This is a genomic window from Veillonella sp. R32 (genome assembly GCF_010093125.1).
Lineage (GTDB): Bacteria > Bacillota > Negativicutes > Veillonellales > Veillonellaceae > Veillonella_A.
Genome location: NZ_NMZQ01000016.1, coordinates 1 through 22,324 on the forward strand (window position 1 = coordinate 1; position 22,324 = coordinate 22,324).

General features: G+C 36.0%; 19 protein-coding genes. 17 read left to right on the forward strand and 2 right to left on the reverse strand.

The window, feature by feature from the left end; all coding sequences use genetic code 11:
* Positions 1-466: 466 nt before the first annotated feature.
* The 11 genes from VER_RS10520 to VER_RS04470 all read left to right on the forward strand — a co-directional run bounded on the left by VER_RS10520 (position 467) and on the right by VER_RS04470 (position 15,699).
* Positions 467-784: an alpha/beta hydrolase gene (locus VER_RS10520; RefSeq protein ID WP_370456467.1), complete on the forward strand. Its 318-nt coding sequence runs from the start codon at positions 467-469 to the stop codon at positions 782-784.
* A 60-nt stretch (positions 785-844) separates the two neighbouring features.
* Positions 845-1,096, forward strand: coding sequence for a hypothetical protein (locus VER_RS04425; RefSeq protein WP_162099670.1), 252 nt, complete (start codon positions 845-847; stop codon positions 1,094-1,096).
* A gap of 339 nt (positions 1,097-1,435) precedes the next feature.
* A complete protein-coding gene (locus tag VER_RS04430) occupies positions 1,436-3,430 on the forward strand; it encodes an AAA family ATPase (protein ID WP_162099671.1) in 1,995 nt (664 codons plus the stop codon).
* A complete protein-coding gene (gene mcrC / locus VER_RS04435) occupies positions 3,427-4,497 on the forward strand; it encodes a 5-methylcytosine-specific restriction endonuclease system specificity protein McrC (RefSeq protein ID WP_162099672.1) in 1,071 nt (356 codons plus the stop codon). The genes VER_RS04430 and mcrC overlap by 4 nt, the downstream gene beginning before the upstream one ends.
* Positions 4,498-5,042: 545 nt before the next feature.
* Positions 5,043-8,987 (forward strand): S-layer homology domain-containing protein, encoded by a 3,945-nt coding sequence (locus tag VER_RS04440; protein ID WP_162099673.1) that lies wholly within the window; start codon positions 5,043-5,045, stop codon positions 8,985-8,987.
* A 289-nt stretch (positions 8,988-9,276) separates the two neighbouring features.
* Positions 9,277-9,831 carry a cysteine hydrolase family protein gene (locus VER_RS04445; protein WP_162099674.1) on the forward strand — a complete coding sequence of 185 codons (555 nt, stop codon included), beginning with the start codon at positions 9,277-9,279 and terminating at the stop codon, positions 9,829-9,831.
* A gap of 45 nt (positions 9,832-9,876) precedes the next feature.
* On the forward strand, positions 9,877-11,214 hold the full coding sequence (locus VER_RS04450; protein WP_162099675.1) for an FAD-dependent oxidoreductase: 1,338 nt from the start codon (positions 9,877-9,879) through the stop codon (positions 11,212-11,214).
* A gap of 237 nt (positions 11,215-11,451) precedes the next feature.
* A complete protein-coding gene (locus VER_RS04455; RefSeq protein ID WP_162099676.1) occupies positions 11,452-12,510 on the forward strand; it encodes a Fic family protein in 1,059 nt (352 codons plus the stop codon).
* Between the two features lie 305 nt (positions 12,511-12,815).
* On the forward strand, positions 12,816-13,856 hold the full coding sequence (locus VER_RS04460) for an LLM class flavin-dependent oxidoreductase (protein ID WP_162099677.1): 1,041 nt from the start codon (positions 12,816-12,818) through the stop codon (positions 13,854-13,856).
* Between the two features lie 22 nt (positions 13,857-13,878).
* Positions 13,879-14,547 carry a DsbA family protein gene (locus tag VER_RS04465; protein ID WP_202922122.1) on the forward strand — a complete coding sequence of 223 codons (669 nt, stop codon included), beginning with the start codon at positions 13,879-13,881 and terminating at the stop codon, positions 14,545-14,547.
* Positions 14,548-14,859: 312 nt separating this feature from the next.
* A complete protein-coding gene (locus tag VER_RS04470; RefSeq protein ID WP_162099678.1) occupies positions 14,860-15,699 on the forward strand; it encodes a pirin family protein in 840 nt (279 codons plus the stop codon).
* A gap of 20 nt (positions 15,700-15,719) precedes the next feature.
* Here VER_RS04470 and VER_RS04475 read toward each other — a convergent pair whose 3' ends face one another.
* Positions 15,720-17,042, reverse strand: a complete 1,323-nt coding sequence (locus tag VER_RS04475) for an MFS transporter (protein ID WP_162099679.1) — start codon at positions 17,040-17,042, stop codon at positions 15,720-15,722.
* A gap of 125 nt (positions 17,043-17,167) precedes the next feature.
* On the reverse strand, positions 17,168-17,692 hold the full coding sequence (locus VER_RS04480) for a transcription repressor NadR (protein ID WP_162099680.1): 525 nt from the start codon (positions 17,690-17,692) through the stop codon (positions 17,168-17,170).
* A 164-nt stretch (positions 17,693-17,856) separates the two neighbouring features.
* Here VER_RS04480 and VER_RS04485 point away from each other — a divergent pair, with 164 nt between their 5' ends.
* The 6 genes from VER_RS04485 (at position 17,857) to VER_RS04510 (ending at position 22,324) form a co-directional block, all read left to right on the forward strand.
* Positions 17,857-18,387 carry a nitroreductase gene (locus VER_RS04485; RefSeq protein ID WP_162099681.1) on the forward strand — a complete coding sequence of 177 codons (531 nt, stop codon included), beginning with the start codon at positions 17,857-17,859 and terminating at the stop codon, positions 18,385-18,387.
* Positions 18,388-18,526: 139 nt separating this feature from the next.
* A complete protein-coding gene (locus tag VER_RS04490) occupies positions 18,527-19,204 on the forward strand; it encodes a TerC family protein (RefSeq protein WP_162099682.1) in 678 nt (225 codons plus the stop codon).
* A gap of 293 nt (positions 19,205-19,497) precedes the next feature.
* Entirely contained in the window at positions 19,498-20,127 is a 630-nt protein-coding gene (locus tag VER_RS04495) for an NAD(P)-dependent oxidoreductase (RefSeq protein ID WP_162099683.1), read from the forward strand.
* Between the two features lie 297 nt (positions 20,128-20,424).
* Positions 20,425-20,874: an Rrf2 family transcriptional regulator gene (locus VER_RS04500; RefSeq protein ID WP_162099684.1), complete on the forward strand. Its 450-nt coding sequence runs from the start codon at positions 20,425-20,427 to the stop codon at positions 20,872-20,874.
* A 212-nt stretch (positions 20,875-21,086) separates the two neighbouring features.
* The gene (locus VER_RS04505; RefSeq protein WP_162099685.1) at positions 21,087-21,506 is read left to right on the forward strand and encodes a DoxX family protein; all 420 of its coding nucleotides are present in this window, start codon (positions 21,087-21,089) and stop codon (positions 21,504-21,506) included.
* Between the two features lie 203 nt (positions 21,507-21,709).
* Positions 21,710-22,324, forward strand: a complete 615-nt coding sequence (locus VER_RS04510; RefSeq protein ID WP_162099686.1) for a thiamine diphosphokinase — start codon at positions 21,710-21,712, stop codon at positions 22,322-22,324.

Here is a 22,324-nt window from a genome sequence, read left to right on the forward strand (position 1 = left end):
GCTTTTATTGTAACGGATTTTATTCAATATGTCTTTTTTTTGTACAAAAAAAGTAGGCGCCAAGAGGACACGCAACTTGCGTTTCTCTTTAGCGCCCTAAAATAAATTATAGAACCTTTTTTTATTTAGGAGACTTTTTTTGTGATTTATGGGCTTTATAAAATATTGTATAATAAGATAAAGAAAAAACTGAGAAAGAAGTTTGAAAAACTAGAAGAATTTGTGGGAATGGTTATGAAAAAATATTAAATATTTTAAAATGGCTAGGGGTAGCGTTTCTGATAATAATTGGTGTCTTTGTTATATTGTTATCTCATAATGCAAAGCAACAAAAGAAGCAACAGGAGCTTATGATTAAATCAGATGAGCAATTGATTGGAAGGCATTTTTATGTGCCAAGAACGGGTAAAGAAAAGGTGGATGTTAATGCATATTTTTATGATGATAATATCCAACGCCCTTAGTTATAAATTTACATGGTGGAGCATTTATTGCTGGAGATGCTGATACGCTAGATAGTCAAAGTGATAGGATTAAAAGAAAATGGAATGTCAATGTTGTAACAGTAAATTATAAATTAGCCAAAGATGGTTATGATATTGCATATGGAACAAGGGAAATAGTTGATGTAGTTAAATATTTTGTTGAAAATGCATCAGAATATAATATTGATACAGATAAAATATTTATTTTGGGATATTCTGCAGGTGGGGATCATGCGATGGCATCTACATTGATTTTAAAACAAGATAATGTAGATATTGCAGGACAAATCATCTGTTAGGGATTTATTAAAGAGGTAAATGACACTTATTTAGCTCAAGATGAATTGTTTAGAAAAAATATGAGTCCCTCGTTATTTATCTTAGCTGATAAGGCTCCTATTAGTGAGGACTCCTTAATTTATCAAAAATCATTAGCAGCCAATGGGGTAGAAACAATTGTAAAAACATATGAAGGCTCTAAACATGGATTTATTGAAGAAAATAATCCAGAATATGAGACTCTCAAAATTACAAGTAAGTCTATTGAACAGGAAAAAATGGCAAGAGAGGCAGAGGATTATATCGGGAATTGGATAGAAGAACATCGATAAATTCCAGTGTGAGGTAGTTACTTTACTATACAATGTAAAAGAATAGAAAAGCTTTGCTTTCAGCATGAATGAGTAGAATAATATGTTTATGAATGATAGCAAATGTGGACTAAGATTAGAAATTATATTGAGGTACTATAATGCTAAAAGGAATTATTTTTTTGCTATTTGGATTGGGGTTAGTGTTAATGATTCCCCAATATGTGAAACGATATAAAGTAGAAAAGAATATAGAAAACTTACTTGTACTTATGGGACTTATATTATTAGGAAGTTCAAGTATAGTCTTAGGTATTTTAGAATTTATATAGGGGTAGGGTTTAAAGATGGTGAAAATAGATGTTTAACAAAAAACGTTTAAAGAAGGCAATCAGTGAATATAAGAATCAGTTTGTACAGAATCGTTGGGTGAATGAAAAGTATAAATGGGAAGCTGTAAAACAGTTTCAAGATAATTGGTACATTAATGCTGATGATTTTGCTACTATGCTTAAAAGATCACTTTCTAAAACCGGTAATTTGTTGACATCTAGAAATAACTTCCCTGGTAATATGATTATTGAGTTTGCTGATATAGTTCCTGAAAAAGTACGCTCTATGTTCAGTGAGTTGTTTGATGAAACTAAGGACGTATATCGACGAATTGATAATTTTAAACAGCAATCAAATATATTGCTTGAAACGTATAGAAATGACGCAGCACAACATTATCAGAACGAAAATGCGATTAGTACGTATCTTTGGCTTCGGTATCCTGATAAATACTATATTTATAAGTTTAGCGAAGTTAAGGCTGTTTCAAATGAACTTGAATGTGATTACAGCTTTAAGAGAAGTGCTTATGAGGATAATATTCGCAATTTCTTTGCTCTATATAATGAAATCTGTGAAGAGTTGAAAAAAGATGAAGAATTAAGGGCTACTCTTGCATCTCATATTACAGGAGATTGTTATTCAGATTTTGCACTAAAAACATTAACTATTGATGTGGGCTTTTTTATTAGTCGATATTTACATCACAATAAGACGAATACTTCTTTAGAAGAATGGGAACCTAAAGAGTATACGCCTGGTCTAAGTGTTGCTGATTGGGAAAAGTTATTACATAATCGAGAAATCTTTACAAAAAGTAGTCTTGAGATAATGAAGCGGATGGTTGATTCGGGTGGAAAGTCAACCTGTTTACAGTTAGCACTCAAATACGGCGAAAGTGCAAATTTTTACAACTTAGGTTCGTCTTCGCTAGCTAAAAGAATTTACCATAAGACTAATTGTCCAGTAGTATTGCGAGATAATGGGAAGATTAAGTGGTGGCCTGTACTTTATGTTGGCAAAGAAGCAAAAAAAGATGAGGAAGGTTCCTTTGTATGGAAATTAAGGGATGAACTTGCTGAAGCTCTTAAGAAGATAGATCTTACCCATATAAAGTTATATACAAAAGAAATTACTCAAGAAAAAACTGTATCTAATATGGAAGGCAAAGAGACATATACAAAACAAAATTTTTTAAACGATGTTTATATGAATGAAAATGAGTATAATCGGTTAGTAGGGATATTAAAAAAGAAAAAGAATATTATTTTGCAAGGCGCACCGGGCGTGGGTAAGACTTTTACAGCTAAGCGGTTAGCTTACTCACTCATGGGCGAAGTAGATGATAATCGTATTGAATTTGTTCAGTTTCATCAGAACTATTCGTATGAAGACTTTATGATGGGGTATAGACCAGTAGAAGATGGTTTTGCACTCAAATATGGAATTTTTTATAGATTTTGTCAACGAGCAGCCAACCATCCAGACCAAGATTATTTTTTTATTATTGATGAAATAAATCGTGGAAATATGAGCAAAATTTTTGGTGAACTTCTTATGTCAATAGAATCAGATTATCGAGGTAAACAGGTAACACTTGCTTATAATGGTATGAGTTTTACGGTTCCCGAAAGAGTACACATTATTGGTATGATGAATACAGCGGATAGAAGTTTAGCTATGATTGATTACGCGTTAAGGCGACGATTTAGTTTTTTCAATATGGAACCTGGATTTGATTCAGAGGGGTTTCTTAAATACCAGCAACAATTAGCGAATGATAGATTTAATAAGTTAATAGGTCAAATTAAAGAACTCAATCAAGAGATAATGGCAGATAAGTCTCTTGGTAAAGGATTTTGTATTGGCCATAGTTATTTTTGCAATGCCAGTGATTGTTCTGAAGAATGGATGCAAGATATTGTAGATTTTGATATTTTGCCTATGTTAAGTGAGTATTGGTTTGACGAATTGGAAAAGTTACAACGTTGGGAAGAGAAGTTGCATGGTGTATTTAAATGATAAAGGGGAAAAATATATTAATTAATAACATATATCATATGTTATCGTATGCTTTTCAGACACTGAATCAAGAAAATTATCGTGATGTAGCGATAGAATCGTTTGATGAGATGTATAATCTTTTGGCCGCTATTCTTGCAAAAGGAATTGGGATACAGTTGAAACAGGGCTTATATAGGGAGTATATAAATTCAGAAGAGAACCTCTCTGTGATGCGTGGCAAGATTAATATAGGGGGAACTATAAAAAATCGATTGGCACATGAACGTTTATTAATGTGTGAATTTGATGAGTTATCAGAAAATAATATCTTAAATCAAATTATTAAAACAACGGTTGTCCTATTGTTAAAAAATGCTAAGGTTCAATCTAATTATAAAGAGGACCTTAAAAAGAAGATGTTATTTTTCTCTAATGTAGATATTTTAGATTCTAAATTAATAAAATGGTCATTAATACGATTTCAACGCAATAATCATACTTACAGAATGTTGCTTAGCATTTGTCAATTGATACTTGAAGGTATGTTACTTACCACTGTTTCCGGTGAATATCGACTGGCAAGCTTCATTGATGAACAACGTATGTGTAGACTTTATGAAAAGTTTATTTTGGAATATTATAAGAGACATTATCCGACATTAAAAGTAACCTCTTCACAGATACCATGGTCTGTAGACGATGGTATTAGGGCGATGTTACCTGTTATGCAGAGTGATATTTACTTGCAGAAAAATAATATTGTTTTGATTATTGATGCTAAATACTATGGACATGTGACGCAAGTTCAGTATGATACACATACGCTTTACTCAAATAATCTGTATCAAATTTTTACTTATGTTAAAAATAAAGACTATGAATTCGGTGATACAGAGCATACCGTTTCAGGATTAATATTATATGCAAAGACAGAAGAGAGTATACAGCCTAATAATACATATCAGATGCATGGCAATCAGATACGTGTTAGTACATTAGATTTAAATCTCCCTTTTGAAAGTATTGCAGAACAACTAGATGAGATTGTGGTATCGCATTTTGGTGATGTGACGAAGTCTAATTAGTAGGAAATAACTATAATAAACAAGTAGAACACTTCCATTTTTATTGGAGGTGTTCTTTTTATATACGTTATTTAATTTTTGGCACAAAAAATAGGCATATAAAATTACTACTATTCTATTGAAAAAGGAATTTTATAGTGAATAAAAGAGAAATTTTTATGCCTGTTGTTAATTACATTAAAAAGATTGTAATAGTCTATGATTCTAAAATTTTATCTTGAATTTAATGCTTTATAATTAAATGAAATTTATATGAAGTAAATCATAGATGACTAGAGTGCAAAAATTTATGAAATTTTGATGTATTATCTATTAAATTTATGATATAGCCACTTGAAATGTAGAATTAAGGTTAGAATGGTATGATTAATTATGATAGATTTATGAAATTTAGTGTGATATACTGAAGGAAAATAGAGCGGATATCTATCTTTAATCAAACTGTAATTATCATATGATGCTTACTATTTTAAATAGAATTTATATAAAATACCCAGAAACGTAAAAATCATGTCAGTAGCTAACCAAGAAAGGAGACATGCATCATGAATGGGATTTATAATGTTATTTGGAGTAAGGTAAAACATCGTTTTGTAGTTGTATCAGAGCTGGTCCATAGCTGTACTAAGCATTCTGGACGCAGTGCTACGAGGAAAATGGCTACGGTTCTAGCGGTGTTAGCTTTGACTGCTAGTGCAGGGGGCTTAGCAGAAGCCGCTACTAATGACCATTGGACAACAGCTGGCGATACAAATGATAATTTCACGGCTTATATTAATACAGAAAATACAATAGGCACTAGTGCTAAAACTAATACGGTGATAGGTGATGGAAACACAGTTAATGGCAGCACCAATGACATTATTGGCGATGGTAATACGGTAACTACAAGTTCCAATGATATTACTGGTGATAAGAACACATTAGGTTCTGGGACTGGTAGTGATTATGTTATTGGTGATGGCAATGAAATTAAGAATTTAAGAAGCTCTTGGGTCATTGGTAATAATAATAAGATATATACCAATGATAAGTATTATGATGCAAGTAACTCCCTTATCTTAGGTAGTAATAATACATCAGCCGAAGAAATCAATAGCACCATTTTTATAGGCAATAAAAATAAGGTAACAGATTATATTAAGGACTCTGTTGCTATTGGTAGTGGCATGGAGTTTGGAAAAAAATCGGATAATTCTGTTGTAATCGGCAATAACGCAAAAAATGGGGTGTTCCCAGAACTTGCGTCAAGTAAGTCAAATTTGGTAGGTAGTAATGGTTCTGTTGTAATCGGTGATTCGGCAAGTAATCAGTCACCATATAGTGTTGTTATTGGTAAAAATGCTAAGATGGGTGATAAATGGAGTTCAGCTGGTGTTAGTGTAGTTATTGGTGCTAATGCTACGATTGCAGATGACTCAGCTAATAATATCTTGATTGGCTCTAGTAATTCTCAGTATACATATTCTAAAATTGGAACAAATGTAGATTGGGGGATTGCTATGGGGCATAATGTAGAACTTGGCGATACATCTGACCAATCAATTGTGATTGGTGGGAAAGCAAAAATTGGTAAGAATGCACCTCATGGTGTTGTAGTAGGTTCCTATTCCTCTATTTCTGATGATACATGGTATGGTACAGCGCTTGGTTATAGTGCCGAAGTAACAGGACGTTCGAGTTTGGCTATTGGTAATGATGCTCAGATTGGTGAAGTTGGCAAGCCGGAAAGCAGATATTCAATTGCTATTGGCTATCAATCTAAATTGGCAAGTAGTGTTGAAAATGCTACTGCAGTTGGTCCAGATGCGAATATTGGTAGTTATGCTAATGGTAGTGTGGCAGTGGGGGTTAAAGCTATTGTAGATTCTTGGTCCGGTGGTGGTATTGCTATGGGGGCTAATTCCCATATTAAAGGGGGGAATAATATTGCCATTGGTTCTAGTGCTGAAACGGTAACGCAAGCTGGTAATGTTAGTAATTCTGTGGCATTAGGCAATCTTACTAAGGTTAAAACAGGTTATAGTATTGCCTTAGGAAGTGGTGCAGAAATTGCTGAACGGTCAAATCTTTCCTCCTTGGTTGGATACAAAGCTAGTACCAAAAGTGGAAATAGTTCAATCTTAGGTGCAGAATCAGCCATTGGTACAGGAAGTGATTATTCATTTATTGGTGGTTACAAATCAACTATAGGTGATAATATCCAGATGGCTACACTCGTTGGCTCCCAGGCTACGGTGAATAGTACAGGAGCAACCGCTCTTGGTTATGGCACAAACATTGAAGCTGGTACTAATTTTAGCGTTGCCCTAGGACACAGTAGTAAAGTAAAAGCCGATGATATGTTTACTACTACGAAGCTAGATGCATTTAAATCATCACTAGGCTCATATTATAATAAAAAATGGAATATTTCCTCAGCAGACGGAGAATACGGAGTTGTTTCAGTTGGTGAAGAATATAATCCTCGCCGTATTATCAATGTATCTAAAGGTCGTATTTCAGCCGACTCCTATGATGCCATTAATGGTAGTCAGATTTACCAGCTAACTAATGATTTGAATGCTCAAATTGCAGCCGCAGGCGGTAGAGTTGAAGCCGGTACAAATATTGCATCGGTTGTTCCAAGCGATGGTGATGATGGCAAGAAAGTATACACAGTTAATGCGAAAAATGCCAGTGTTAGTGTAGACAATAACTTCATTTTAACGCCGAAAGAAGATTCTAAAACAAACATCACCGATTATAATATTAAGTTAAAAGATACTATTACTATTGGCGAAACAAAAGAAGGGAATCATCCAATTAAAATTGATGGCACCGCAGGCGATATTACAGGTTTAACTAATAAAACGTTAGATACCGAAGATTTTGCTAAGAAAGGTCGAGCCGCTACAGAAGAGCAACTTAGTGCGGCGATTACTAACATAAATAATAGTGCTTATAAAGGATGGACTGTTTCAGCTGAGGGTACTACTGGCGTAGCCGTATCAAGTAATGATAAAGTTGATTTCTCTGGAGTTAAAGATGCAGATAATCATCAGAATATCGTTGTAACTCAAGATGGTACTAATTTGGCGTTTGATTTAAATAGCAGCGTTAATGTAGGTGCTGGTGATACTAAAGTAGCTATTGATGGTACTAAGGCAACTGTGCAAGTTGGCAGTGGCAATACTAACATAGTTCTTGATGGGCAAGCTGGTTCTGCAACGGTAGGAATAATTAATATTGATGGCGCTAAAGGGGATATTACGGGTTTAACGAATAAAACGTTAGATGCTGATGATTTTGCTACTGTTGGCCGGGCCGCTACGGAAGAGCAATTGAAATTAGTTATGTCAGATATAACAGATATTAAAGGTAGCGCTTATCAGGGCTGGAATATATCGGTTAATGATGCAGATAAAACGGCTGTAGGTAACAATAACACTGTGGATTTCTCAGGCGCTAAAGATGGCGATGGTAATCAGAATATTATCATTAACAAAGATCAAAATAAATTATCCTTTGGTCTTAATGATAAAATTACCCTTGGTACAGGTAACACACAGGTAGTAGTTAATGGTAAAGAAGGCTCATTGAATATAGGCACTGAAGAAGGTAAGAAAATTAATCTTAATGGTACTACCGGTGTTGGTCAAGTTGGCAATATCGTGGTGAATGGCGATAAGGGAGATATTACTGGTTTAACAAATACCACTTTAGATGCTGAAGATTTTGCGACTGTTGGCCGTGCTGCTACAGAAGAACAACTTAAGAGTGTTAATCAGCAAGTGACCAATAACAGTGTAGCTATTAATAATTTGGGGAATAAAGTGAACCAGTTGGGGAATCGTATTGATAAAGTGGGCGCTGGTTCTGCCGCTTTGGCAGCTCTTCATCCACTCGATTTTGACCCAGATGATAAATGGGATTTTGTAGCTGGTTATGGTAACTATCGTGGTGAAAGTGCTATGGCCTTAGGTGCCTTCTATCGTCCAAATGAAGATACTATGTTCAGTGTAGGAGGAACATTAGGCAATGGCGATAATATGTTTAATGCTGGTATATCGCTTAAATTTGGTCAAGGAAACAATATTTCTACAACTCGTGTAGCCATGGCTAAAGAACTTAAGGATATGCGTCGTGAAATGGAAGCTATGAAGTCAGCTATGCTTGATTCTAATGCAGGCCGTAAAATTGATACGTCTAAACTTCAACTCTTCCCAGATGTTCCTCAGAACCATTGGGCCTATGAATATGTAGCCACGCTTGCTGGTAATGGCATGATAAAAGGCTATCCTGATGGCACTTATGACGGTAATCGTCCTATGACGCGTTATGAATTTGCAGCTATGTTGTATCGTGCTATGTTAGAAGGTGCTACATTATCTGATAAGATTCTTACGGAATTTGCCCCTGAATTAGAACGGTTTACTGTGGATACGGTTCATACGGATAAAGATGGTAACCCAACCGTAGAACGGGTACGTGTCGTTCGTCAGAAATAAGTGTTAAATAAAAATTCTAAATTTAAATAAGTTTTGACTTTGTTTGTAACATAGTAAGGATATAATATAAAAGCACTCTCTTGGCAGGTGGTAGCTATCGGGATTTTCCGTAGCCATTAACGAAGAGAGTGCTTTTTGCAGGCTATTTATTTTAGTTTCTCTTATCATATATCTTGCCCTTTTTGCTATAATAAGATCATAAAGAATATATTGAATGAAATATTAAAGCACAAATCATAAGAAAGGCACTATGGTTTTAGTTAATATATTGGAGATTAAGGAGTAAACTATGAGAAAAGCATTATTGTTAATCGACATTCAAAAGACTTTTCGTGATGGCTCTTGGGGGCCTCGGAATAATGAAGAGGCCGAAGTTAATGCTGGTAAATTATTGGCTCGTTTCAGAGACAATAAGGACTTAATTATCCATGTTAATCATCGTAGTGAACAACAGGCATCTAGATTTTATTTTGCAAAAGAAGGCTTTGCCTTTCAAGAGGTTGTGGTACCTAATGAAGGAGAACCTATTATTTCAAAATATGTAAATAGTGCTTTCATTGGGACTCATTTAAAAGACTTACTAGATGCAGAAGGGGTAACTACGCTAGTAATAGCAGGTATTTCTACGCCTCATTGTGTATCGACGACAACGCGTATGGCTGGTAATTATGGCTATACCGTTTATTTAGTAGAAGATGCAACCGCGTCTTTTGCATTGACTGATCACAAAGGTAGGACTTATACGGCTCAAGAAATTCAAGATATTACCATTGCTACCTTGCATGATGAATTTGCCACCATTGTATCCACCGAGGACGTGTTGGCTAACTATGGACAAATTTAACTATGGGCAAATCTGATCTGAGAAATAATGGGTAGGAGGCTTTGTATGAAAACGTATGATGTCATTGTAATTGGTTTTGGTAAAGCTGGTAAAACGTTAGCCGGTAAATTAGCTAAACAAGGGAAGGCGGTAGCATTAATTGAAAAAAATGCACAGATGTATGGGGGTACATGTATTAATGTAGGCTGTATTCCTTCCAAGCGATTGGTAACAGATGCGGCTATGGCCCCTAACACTGACTTTTCAGCAAAAGCAGCGTATTATAAACAGGTGATTGCAGAAAAAGCGGCGTTAACAGGGGCGTTGCGTAAAGCTAATTATGATAAAGTGGCACAGGCTGGTGCCGATATTATTGATGGTGTGGCTACATTTGTTGATGCTACGCATATTAGTATTAAAACTGCTACTGGGGACATCACCTTAGAAGGTAAGCAATTTATTATTAATACGGGGTCAACGCCAGTGATTCCGGATATTAAAGGCTTGGGTGAAAGTTCCAAAGTATATACGTCTGAAACTTTGATGGCATTGACAGATCTTCCTGAAACGTTAATAATTTTAGGCGGTGGCTATATAGGGCTTGAATTTGCTGCATTGTATGCCAATTTTGGCAGTAAAGTAACGGTCGTACAAGATGGTGATATTTTCTTACCTCGTGAGGATGAAGACATAGTAGCTAATATTCGCTCTGTATTAGAAGCTAAGGGGATAGAAATTATTACCGGGGCCAAGACTACGGAAATCAAAGAGGGGACGTTGCACTACACAATCGGTGATAGTCAACATAGTTTAGGGGCAGAGTCTATTTTAATCGCTACGGGTCGCCGTCCTAATACAGATGAGTTAGCTGTTGAAAAAGCGGGGATTACGGTGACTAAACGAGGGGCTATTGAAACGGATGAACATTTGCGGACGAATGTGCCTAATATTTGGGCTGCTGGTGATGTATGTGGCAAGTTACAATTTACCTATATTTCACTAGATGATAGTCGTATTATTTTAGAGGATATGCAAGGAACGAGGGAACGAACTATTAATAATCGTGGTGCGTTTGCCTATTCCGTATTTATTGATCCACCATTTTCACGGGTTGGACTTAATGAAAGGGAGGCAAAAGAACAGGACTTAACCTATCGCGTAGTTACTTTGTCAGCGAATGCTATTCCCAAAGCTAAAGTGCTTCGTAAAACAGACGGTGTTTTGAAAGCGTTAATTGATACGAATAATAAGATTCTGGGGGCACAGTTATTCTGCGCTGAATCTTATGAAATCATTAATATGATTAAACTGGCTATTGATCAGAATTTAGATTATCAAGTGTTACGTGATTTTATCTATACGCATCCTACTATGTCAGAAAGTTTAAATGACTTATTTGCCTAATCTATTTCATTGATTGAGTTGATTTAGTTGCATACTAGATTTAGTTGCATACCAGATTTAGTTGCATACCAGATTTAGTTACATATTAGATTTAGCTTATGTTGTTTTCCTTTGTATGTATTCCTCAGTTTGGCATGTATTCGTCCAATTATATAGCCTTTCATCCAAAAGTGTAGTATAATTGGACGAAAGAAGGATGAGTTGGACGAAAAAATGTTAAAGGAGAGGAGGACTGCGGTGAGAACTTTTAATTATGCCGATTTAGCTAAGACACATTGGGCGAATGATATTTTAAATTTAGTAGCCAAAATTCATGAATACAAGGGGCGACAAGAATTATTTATTCGACAAAAGCTTGTAGAACTTGAACGTTTAGTAGAAATTGCAAGGATACAAAGCACGGAAGCATCAAATAAAATTGAAGGTATTGTAACGACAAGTACTCGCATGAAGCAATTAGTGGCTGATAAAACAGTACCACGAAATCGTGATGAAAGTGAAATCATTGGCTATCGAGATGCATTAAATACAATTCATGAGAATTATGAGTATATTCCAATAAAAGCTTCATTTATTTTGCAATTACACCGTGATTTACTAAAATACAGTGGCTTGTCATATGGGGGGCATTTTAAAAATAATCAAAATTATATTATGGAAACTCGTCAGGATGGTTCTAGCGTAGTTAGATTTATCCCCATAGGACCTAGTGAAACACCAGAAGCTATCAATGAAATTTGTAATTGCTATAATCAAGTTATAAGAAAAGAGTATATTGATCCACTGATACTAATACCTGTATTTATTAGTGATTTCCTTTGTATTCATCCATTTAACGATGGCAATGGTCGAATGAGTCGTTTGTTGACTTTGTTATTACTTCACCAAAATGGATATGATGTAGGTAAATATATAAGTATAGAGAAGGCCATTGAGCAGACTAAAGACACTTATTATGAAGTATTAGCTAATATTGATGTAGGCTGGCATGAGGGACAAAATGATGCTACGCCTTTTATACGATATATGTTACAAATTATTTTGCGGTGTTATATTGAGTTTGAAGAGCGAGTAGGTCTGGTCGCTACAGCGGGCGCTAAGAGTACAGCTTATGATATTGTTAAGCAATATGTAGTACAGCAAATAGGCTTATTTTCGAGTGCTGATGTTATAATCAATTGTCCAACGGCAGGTCGCTCGTCAATATTAGCGGCATTGAAGCGTTTGACAGAAGAAGGTATTATTGAAAAGCGTGGTAAGGGTAAAAGTACAGTTTATTTAACTAGAGATAATTAATAAGTGTATCTATTCGTCCAACTATATACTCTTTCGTCCAAATTCGTAGTGCGATTGGACAAAAGAGCGATAAGTTGGACGAATCCAGTTTAGGGTGTAATAAAAAACAGTAATGTGCTGGTTGAACAGACATTACTGTTTTTTTATTAAGTATTTTTTATAACTTCTTCAATTGACATATTATTAGATTGCGAGTATCATGTATATAGACAAATCTCGAAATATAGATTTGATATAATATATGATTAGTTATGGTATGAAAGGTATACATGGGAGCTTAGATACAACCTAAATAGGAGGCAATAATGAAAGTATCCGTTTTAAATTTAGTTCCCTTGCGTGAAGGGCAAACGCATAATGAAGCATTTCACGATATGATTGAATTGGCAAAAGAGGTTGAACGTTTTGGCTATGAGCGATATTGGATTGCTGAGCATCACAATATGAAGAATATTGGTAGTAGTGCTACGCAGTTGTTGATTCAACATACGTTAGCGAACACAACCTCTATTCGCGTAGGTTCTGGTGGAGTTATGCTACCGAACCACAGTCCGTATATAGTAGCTGAACAGTATGGTACACTTGAAACATTGTACCCTAAGCGTGTAGATTTAGGCCTTGGCCGAGCGCCAGGTACGGATCAGGTGACTGCACGCGCATTGCGCCGTACTCAAAATTTATATACTGATTTCGCTAGTGAGTTAGAAGAGTTAACAGGTTATTTTAACGATACAAATCCAGTCCATGCGTATCCGGCAGCCGGCATTGATGTACCTTTTTACATTTTAGGTTCTAGCACTGATAGTGCGTATTTAGCGGCGGATTTAGGCCTTCCTTATTCGTTTGCCGCACATTTTGCGCCTGCTATGATGGAAGAGGCTGTGGCTATTTATAGAGAGCGTTTTAAACCGTCGAAGACTCTTGCAAAGCCATATGTAATTTTGGGACTTAATGCTATCTTGGCAGATACTGATGAGGAGGCCAGCCGTTTAGCGACTACACAGACCCAGAGTTTTTTAGGTGTCGTTACTAATAGTCGTAAAGGGTTACAACCACCAGTTAATTCAGAAAGTGAAATTTGGGATAATTATGTGGCGGCTCGAACAGCGCCTCATTTTGGACCGATTTCCTTTAGAGCCGAAGATTTAGCGTTCCGAGAACAGGCGATTGTTCGCCAAATGGCTTCGGTGTCTTTAATTGGTAGCCCTGAAACGGCATTTAAACAATTAAAGGAGCTACAACAACGCGTGACATTTGAAGAAATTATGGCGAATAGTCTAATTTATGATACGCAGAAACAGGTATATTCTTATAAATTATTGTCAGATATAGTGAAGCGTTTTTAATGTGATGAAGGATGTAAAAGATATGGAAAAACAAAAAATTAGTGTAAAATATTGGTCAGATATTGCATGCCCTTATTGTTATATTGGGGCTACTCGTATGAAAAAAGCTATGGAAACAGTAGGTTTAGATTCTAATGATTTAGAAATGAAAGCATTTCAATTGAATCCACAGGCGCCTTTGAAGACGAACGCAAGTATGTTGGATCAATTGGCATTAAGTCATGCTATTTCAAGGGAGCAAGCTCAAGGGATGTTTACACAAATAGAAGAAATGGGGGCAGTAGATGGCTTGCAATTAAACCCATCTGGGGCTATCCCTACTAATACAATGTCAGCGCATCGACTTATTAAATGGGCGCAATCAATAGGAGACAAAGAAACTGTAAGTCGTTTAATTACTAGACTTTATAAAGTGTATTTTGAAGATAATGATTCTATCGCTGATTATAAAGTACTATTAAATGCAGTTAAGGAAGTTGGTTTACCTTCACAAGAAGCAATTAATGTACTTACTTCGACTGAGTATGAAATAGAGGTACAGAAGGATTTATTAGCAGCACAGCAAAATAATGTACAGAGTGTACCATTTTTTGTACTTAATGATAAATATGTATTTTCAGGAGCTCAGCCTTATGAACAAATTGTAGCAGCCTTGCAACGTGTTATGAAAGAAGCGGAAGAAACTGAATAATATAATAGATTAAGGGCATATGATAGCGTCGTAACATAGAGCTTGCCTATGATAAAAATATAAGGATATAAGAAGAAGTTAGGCGATAAGAGGCTTGTAATGGTTACTTAGTAATCATTACAAGTCTCTATTTACATAGATTAAAAGATGTATTATAATATAGCTACACCAATTATATCTAATTAGATATAATTGGTGAAAGGCTAAAATAAATTGGCACTAACATCTAAAAATAAGTATCAGATTATTTGTTATAGTAGCAACGTTAGCAAAAAAGATACTATGTAATTATTTAAAGTGAGGTACTTAAATATGGAACGTAAAATAAAAACAAAAGTAAAAGGGTTCAGAACGCAAGATGGGGCTGGCGTCAGCTTAGTGCGTGTTTTGGGGAATAGTACGATTGAAGAATTTGATCCTATTTTAATGTTAGATTCTTTTGATAGTACCAATCCTGAGGATTATACAGCTGGGTTTCCTATGCATCCACATCGTGGGATTGAAACAATTAGCTATGTTTCAAGAGGTAAGATGGTACATCGGGATAGCCTAGGTAATGAAGAAGGCATTTCTGACGGAGAAGTACAATGGATGAATTCGGGTTCCGGTATTTTACATGAAGAAATGGTACCGGCCGCAGAGCGTTTACTAGGGGTTCAATTGTGGTTAAACCTACCAAAAGCTGAAAAGATGAGTAAACCAAGTTATCATTCCATAAAAAAAGAAGATATTGAAGAAATCCTTGTTGAAGGGGGCAAGCTTCGTTTATTGGCAGGTCAATATAAAGGTCATCAAGGCTATCGTGGCGAACATTTGCCATTAGATTATTATGATGTACATTTAGAGGCTAAGGCTAGTCTTACAATTGATTCAAAAGAAGAGGATTCGGTGATGCTGTTTACATTACTCGGTGATGTATATGTAAATGGTGAATTAATTGAAGAAAAAACAGCCGTTAAATTAACGGCTGGTACAGAAGTCACTATAACTATGGGCGATAGGGCAGGACAAGTTTTATATATCAGTTCTAAAGCCCTTAAGGAGCCAGCAGCTTGGGCCGGCCCTATTGTTATGAATACACAAGAAGAAGTACAGCAAGCGTTTGCCGAACTTCGAAATGGTACTTTTTTAAAAGATAAAGTGGAATATTAAGTTATATTCGTAATAATGGCTTATTTAATAGCTTCTAATGCTTGTTGTTTACTTTCTTTACCAAAACAGAGTACTACGAGGGAGATAATAATGAAAACCGAGGCGAATAGGTAGAATGTTGAATCCATATGCAATTGTTGGGATAATAGGAACCCTACTAAGATAGGTGCAATAATACCGCCGATACGGCCTATGCCGGCCGCCCAACCGGAGCCAAGACCACGAATTTCAGTAGGATATAGCTCAGGCGTGTAAGTATAAATAACGCCCCAAGCGCCTAAATTGAAGAATGACATGAAAATACCAGCCGTTAATAACATCGTTTCAGAGGTAGCATGGCCAAAGAAATAACTACTAAGCCCACTGCAGAGTAAGTAAAGTGATAAGGTGTAGCGCCGACCTATTTTATCGACGAGATAGGCTGCTGAAAGGTAACCTGGAAATTGAGCAACGGTCATGATTAAAAGGTACTCAAAGGATTTGACGATGGTGAAACCTTGTTGATAGATTAAAGAAGGAAGCCACATGAAGATGCCATAGTAGCTAAAGATAATGCCAAACCAGGTAATCCAAAGCATGGCTGTACGCAGTGCATATTGTTTGCTCCATAAAGTATGAAGACCTGAACTTAGAGGCTGGTTGTTTAAGGCTATTAAATCTTGAGGTGTACAACGGGTCAGTGAAACGCCAGTAGCCACTTCTAGTTGAGCAATCGTTTCGTTTAAGGTATCTAATTGACGGTGTTTGATTAGATATCGTAAAGATTCAGGCATGTGAGCACGAATGACGCCTGTATAAAGGGCTGGTAAGGCCCCTACGGCGAGACCAATTCGCCAACCATATAGCGGAATTACTAGATAGGCAATGAGGGCGGCTAATAGCCAACCAATGGCCCAAAAACTTTCTAGCATGACCATGAAACGTCCCCTAGAGGTCTGCGGTGAGTATTCTGTAATTAAAGTGGCTACAACAGGGAGTTCACCACCAAGACCTAAGCCTACTAGCCAGCGACAGACTAAGAGAAAGTCATAATTAGGAGCTAAGGCGGATAAGGCTGTAGCAAGGCCATAGAGTAACATGGTCCAAGTAATAATCTTTTTGCGACCTATGTGATCAGCGAGGGCGCCGGCTAAAACGGCCCCAATAGCCATTCCTAAGAGTCCAACGCTGCCAAGCATACCGATTTCCGTACTTGTAAGTTGCCACTCCTTAGTTAGAACAGGCATGATAAAAGAGATAATCCCCGTGTCCATAGCATCAAAAGCCCAACCAAGGCCAGCAATGAGTAGTAATTTGTAATGAAATCGATTTGGTTTCATCGTATTTAGTTCATCAATAATCATGAATTCATCCCCTTAAATCAAGTTAATTTAAAAACTATACAGATTGGTTAAGTGTATAGTTTTTAATATACAACAAGCCCTTGCAGATAGCAAGGGCTAATTTTGTTGAGGTAAGGGTGTGTATATTATTCGTTAACGGAAGTTAGCATATGTAATTCCTTGAGTGCTTTAATAATAGCGTCCATATCTTCTAAGGTATTGGCTTCAATAAGATGTGTATGTAAGCCGTTATTTAATTTTGATAATAAGCCACTGGTTGATACTTTCTGTTTTATTAGAAAGGTATCTATATCGGCTATTGTATGGATGGGGAGAGGGGCGGTTAATTCCCCGTACACATCGTGTGTAACGGCTACATTATGGATAATACCACCGAATCGAAGGATTGTTTCTAATTCTATGCGAATATCCTCAGAACTATGTTGGCAAGTGATAGTCCGTAAAATACCCTGAGTTGGCGTATTACGAATTTCATAACCTTTTACGGTAGAGGCAATCGGATATCCATCAGCTCGTAAAGATGCTATATCGTTGACAATAATTTGTCTTGTTACATTAAAGGTTTGGGCCAAACTTTCGCCAGTAATGGGCGCTAAACTGTGGCTCAACATCATTAGTAGTTGTTGGCGGCGTTTTTCTGTTTTTTTCATGTTATCAGTCACCTTGTTGATAAAATCGTTAGATTTTTTTACTTTCTATAGATAATTTGTGATAAAATTAAAAGAGAAATATGGTAAGAGATGTACTTTAGTTTATTGTAAAACTAAAGCGCAAGTTTTTACAATAGAGAATTTATAGAATAGGAGAGAGTCATATGGCTAATGCAGATGATATGTTGCAGTTGATTGAAACGAGACGCAGTATTCGTAGTTTTAAACCAGATGCTGTGCCAAAAGAATTAATTGAAAAAGTGATACACGCAGGAACTTATGCAGCTACTGGTATGGGGAAACAATCGCCTATTATTGTAGCCGTAACCAATAAGGAATTACGCGACCAATTAGCTAAACGGAATGCGCAAATTATGGGCACCGATATGGATCCATTTTATGGCGCCCCAGTAGTTTTGATTGTGTTAGCCGCTAAAGAACGACCTACTCATGTGTATGATGGTTCGTTAGTGATGGGAAATTTAATGTTGGCTGCTCATGCGTTAGGCTTAGGTAGTTGCTGGATTCATCGTGCTAAAGAAGAATTTGAATCCTTTGAAGGGCAGGCTTTATTAAAATCCTTAGGCATTGAAGGTGAGTACGAAGGCATTGGTCATTGTGTCTTGGGCTATGTGAAAGGTAGCGAGCCCAAAGCTAGCCCTCGTAAGGATAACTGGGTGTATTATATAGAATAATACATAAGTGCAATTGTCTGTATTAGGCAGTATAAGGTATAAAGATAATAGGTCGTTTTGGTTAGATTTATTAAGTGTAGAGAGCGATTAAACAAGTGTTATACGTAATTAGTGAATAATTGCAGAAATGGCGGTATATATGGAATTTTTAGAATTAAGCACATGGATTATGATTGGCAAAATTATTGTAGTAGATATTTTGCTTGCCGGGGATAATGCTGTAGTCATTGGTATGGCAGTTAGTAAGCTAGAACCTAAATTACGTGAAAAGGCTATTATGTGGGGCACCTTTGGGGCCATTGCTATGCGTTTAATCTTTGCTACTATTTTGGTGGAAGCCTTAGAGTATATTCCTGGGCTTCATTTCATAGGTGGTCTTGTCTTGCTTTGGATTGCCTTTCATCTACTTATTGGTGATGATGACAATGCCAATATTGAAAGTAAAGATTCCTTACGAGGGGCTATTATTACGATTATTGTAGCCGATGCAATGATGAGTATTGATAATGTAATTGGTGTAGTAGGGGCTGCTAAAGGTCACCTTGAACTTGTCGTAGTGGGGATGTTAATTACCGTGCCCTTGCTTATATACGGCTCTCGTTTATTGGCCCGCATCATTAATAAATACCCTATTATCCTCTGGGCTGGTGGTAGTTTACTAGCTTGGGTAGCGAGTGAAATGGTAACGGCAGAACCATTGTTAAAACCATACATTACTGGCTATGAACGATTGATTGAAATTGCTGGTGTAGTGTTAGTTGTGGTGGCTACGTTGATTGTGAAACGGATGCGAAAAGCTAATACAACAGCTGAATAATGTAAAATTAGATATAGATATAGATATAGATATAGATATAGATATGACGGCTCCTAACAACTTTGTGTGTAGGAGTCGTTTTTATATTGTTACATTTTTTTAAACTAAAATAATGTAAGTGTTGACATTACAACTAAAAAGAGCTAAAATAATCATGTAATAAAAAATATTACAAGTTGAACTTAAGTATAGGACTAGTTGCTCATGAGAACTACTCCATATTTAGGGGACATATTAGTTGTGAGATCATTTGAAACATTTTATTAAGTCTGTAAGGTACAGGAGGTTATATTATGAAAATTGCAGTTGTTAGCTCTAATGGTAAAGTTGGTCGTTTAGTTGTTGCCGAAGCACTTCGTCGTGGATTTGAGGTAACTGGTTTTGATCGTAGTGAAAATAAATCGGAAGCTAAACAATTTGTAAAAAAGGATATTTTTGATATTACAGCTGATGATTTAGCTGGTTTTGATGCGGTAGTCGATGCATTTGGTACATTTGCACCTGATACATTAGATTTACATACAAAATCTTTAATGCATTTAGCTGATGCAGTGGCCAATACGCAGACTCGTTTATTAGTAGTTGGTGGTGCTGGTAGCTTGTATGTAAATAAAGAACATACTTTGCAATTATTAGATACGCCAGAATTTCCAAAGGAATATTATCCACTAGCTAAAGCTCAGACGGATGAATTAGTGGCACTTCGTAAACGTAATGATGTAAAATGGACGTTCGTAAGTCCTGCAGCTGTTTTTGATCCAGAAGGCAAACGGACAGGTGAATATATATTAGGTGGTGAAGAATTTACCCTTAATGAACGTGGTGAAAGTGTTGTTAGCTATGCTGATTATGCGGTAGCTATGGTTGATGAAATTGAAACAGGTAATCATATGCAGCAACGGATTAGTGTAGTTGGCAAATAAGTTACAAATAGGTTACAAATTAGCTAAGTCTAAATGACTGAGTATGTAATTAATAAATTAAGTTTAAATATTTGTATAAATTAGTAAATTAAGTCCAAATAACTGTGCAAATTTGAACCGCTATGGTAAATTTTATTAATTCATGATATACTAAAAATGTAATATTAAATATTACAAGGGTGTATAGTAATCATACAATATAGCAAACTATATATGACATAGTTTGACGTATCGTGTAATTATAGAAATATATACATTAGTTTGTATTACTCTACATGAATTAAGGGAGGCATTGGTATGCAAATATCCAGTCGTTTTACAATAGCGGTTCATATTTTTACCTGTATCGCTATTGCTGAGAAAAATTATAAAGTAACTAGTAAATTTTTAGCCGGTAGTATTAATGTAAATCCTGTTATTATTCGGAATATAGTGCTCATGTTGAAAGCTCATGGTCTTGTGGATTCCCGACAGGGCAGTTCTGGTATTAAGATTGCTAAATGTCCATCAGAGATTACACTATTAGATATTTTTAATGCTGTAGAATCTTTGGATAATGGACAGTTATTTAGTTTCCACGAAAACCCTGCTAAAGATTGTCCCGTAGGCAATCATATTCACGATGTACTTGATCATCGGTTAGAGCAGATTCAAAGTGCATTAGAGCGTGAATTACAAAGTATTACCTTGGCTTCTATTATTGCTGATGCAGAAGCTCAAATTGAACAAGATAATCAAGCAGATTAGGATAGTAGGCGTATGATACATTCATATGCCTATTTTTCTATTTATTATGAGAATGTCTATTAAAAATAAATAGAAAATTTTAAATGTAGTTATTGACATTACAACTTATTCACTATATAATATACTTGTAATCAAGAGAGTTACTAGTTAGAAACTCATCATTATAGATTGTGATTGTGTAGTATATGAAGTTTGAAAGAGAGTTGTGAATCATGAACATTTTATTGAAAAATTTATTCCGCTATCAGGATAATGGCCTATTATTCTATCGTATCGTATTTGGCTTATCTATGATGGCCCATGGGTATTTGAAATTTGCTGGCGGGGAACAGTCCTTGTATGGCGTAGGCAGTATGCTAGGTATCTTTGGCATTACTGGTGGTTACTTAGTATTAGGCGCTATGGCGGCTACTGCTGAATTGCTTGGTGGTTTATTAGTTCTATTAGGCTTAGCAACGCGATTAGGTTCTTTGCTAATCATTGGTACTTTATTTGTGGCGACTATTTTGGCATTAGGTAATGGCTTCTTTGCATGGGATTATCCATCGCAAATGATGTTTGGTGCTATTATGTTGCTTATTACTGGGCCAGGTCGTTTCAGTATTGACTATAAATTAGCGCATAAAGGTTAATAGAAGAGCATAAAAATTCCTTTAAAGAGGGCTGTAATAAAATGAGGATCTTATCTTTCATTTAAGTTACAGTCCTTTTTAGTTTATGAAAAAGTTTAACTACGAGTTAATAAATAATAAGACTCTTTTAGGGGTATCTATTTCATTCTTACGGCATTTAGTGTATAGTAAATCATATATAGTGTATACTTAGGAGACCAGCTATGAAAAAACATTGTGCCATTGTATTAGGGGGCTTATTTTCTACCTTAGACGGGATTGATGCAGCTGATTTTATTATTGCTTGCGATAGAGGCTATGCCTATTTAAAAGAATATAATTTGGAACCAAACTTGATGGTTGGTGATTTCGACTCTTACCATGGGGCTGTTACAGAGGGGATTCCCACTCTTGATTTACCTACTGCTAAAGATGACACAGATACGATGGCAGCCATTCGCTATGCATTAGATAATGAATATTTAGATCTAACCTTATACTGCGCTTTTGGTGGTCGGTTTGATCATTTAATGGGCAATGTGCAAGCTGCTATGTATGCAGCTAGTCGTGGCGCGGTTGTGCGCATGGTAAATCAAGATACAGATACTTATTTTATTAATCATGGAGAACTGATTATTGAGCCACGAGAAGATTGTGCGTTATCGGTGCTGGCCATGACCGATGAATGTAAAAATGTGACCGTCACAGGTACTGCTTATGAGTTGAAAGAGGCAACTATAAAAAATACCTTCCCTATTGGCGTAAGTAATGAGTGGAAAGGCACGGCTCATGTTAAAGTAGGGGAAGGAATTTTAATGGTATCCATGGTGAATATATAA

Excerpts from the sequence above, each read along its gene's own strand:
- VER_RS04430 (WP_162099671.1), top strand. The coding sequence starts at position 1,436 with ATGTTTAACAAAAAACGTTTAAAGAAGGCAATCAGTGAATATAAGAAT.
- VER_RS04440 (WP_162099673.1), top strand. The coding sequence starts at position 5,043 with ATGAATGGGATTTATAATGTTATTTGGAGTAAGGTAAAACATCGTTTT.
- VER_RS04460 (WP_162099677.1), top strand. The coding sequence starts at position 12,816 with ATGAAAGTATCCGTTTTAAATTTAGTTCCCTTGCGTGAAGGGCAAACG.
- VER_RS04480 (WP_162099680.1), bottom strand. The coding sequence starts at position 17,692 with ATGAAAAAAACAGAAAAACGCCGCCAACAACTACTAATGATGTTGAGC.
- VER_RS04495 (WP_162099683.1), top strand. The coding sequence starts at position 19,498 with ATGAAAATTGCAGTTGTTAGCTCTAATGGTAAAGTTGGTCGTTTAGTT.
- VER_RS04470 (WP_162099678.1), top strand. The coding sequence starts at position 14,860 with ATGGAACGTAAAATAAAAACAAAAGTAAAAGGGTTCAGAACGCAAGAT.
- VER_RS04505 (WP_162099685.1), top strand. The coding sequence starts at position 21,087 with ATGAACATTTTATTGAAAAATTTATTCCGCTATCAGGATAATGGCCTA.
- VER_RS04485 (WP_162099681.1), top strand. The coding sequence starts at position 17,857 with ATGGCTAATGCAGATGATATGTTGCAGTTGATTGAAACGAGACGCAGT.
- VER_RS04490 (WP_162099682.1), top strand. The coding sequence starts at position 18,527 with ATGGAATTTTTAGAATTAAGCACATGGATTATGATTGGCAAAATTATT.
- VER_RS04425 (WP_162099670.1), top strand. The coding sequence starts at position 845 with ATGAGTCCCTCGTTATTTATCTTAGCTGATAAGGCTCCTATTAGTGAG.
- VER_RS04445 (WP_162099674.1), top strand. The coding sequence starts at position 9,277 with ATGAGAAAAGCATTATTGTTAATCGACATTCAAAAGACTTTTCGTGAT.
- VER_RS04465 (WP_202922122.1), top strand. The coding sequence starts at position 13,879 with ATGGAAAAACAAAAAATTAGTGTAAAATATTGGTCAGATATTGCATGC.
- VER_RS04500 (WP_162099684.1), top strand. The coding sequence starts at position 20,425 with ATGCAAATATCCAGTCGTTTTACAATAGCGGTTCATATTTTTACCTGT.
- mcrC (WP_162099672.1), top strand. The coding sequence starts at position 3,427 with ATGATAAAGGGGAAAAATATATTAATTAATAACATATATCATATGTTA.
- VER_RS04510 (WP_162099686.1), top strand. The coding sequence starts at position 21,710 with ATGAAAAAACATTGTGCCATTGTATTAGGGGGCTTATTTTCTACCTTA.
- VER_RS04475 (WP_162099679.1), bottom strand. The coding sequence starts at position 17,042 with ATGATTATTGATGAACTAAATACGATGAAACCAAATCGATTTCATTAC.
- VER_RS04450 (WP_162099675.1), top strand. The coding sequence starts at position 9,877 with ATGAAAACGTATGATGTCATTGTAATTGGTTTTGGTAAAGCTGGTAAA.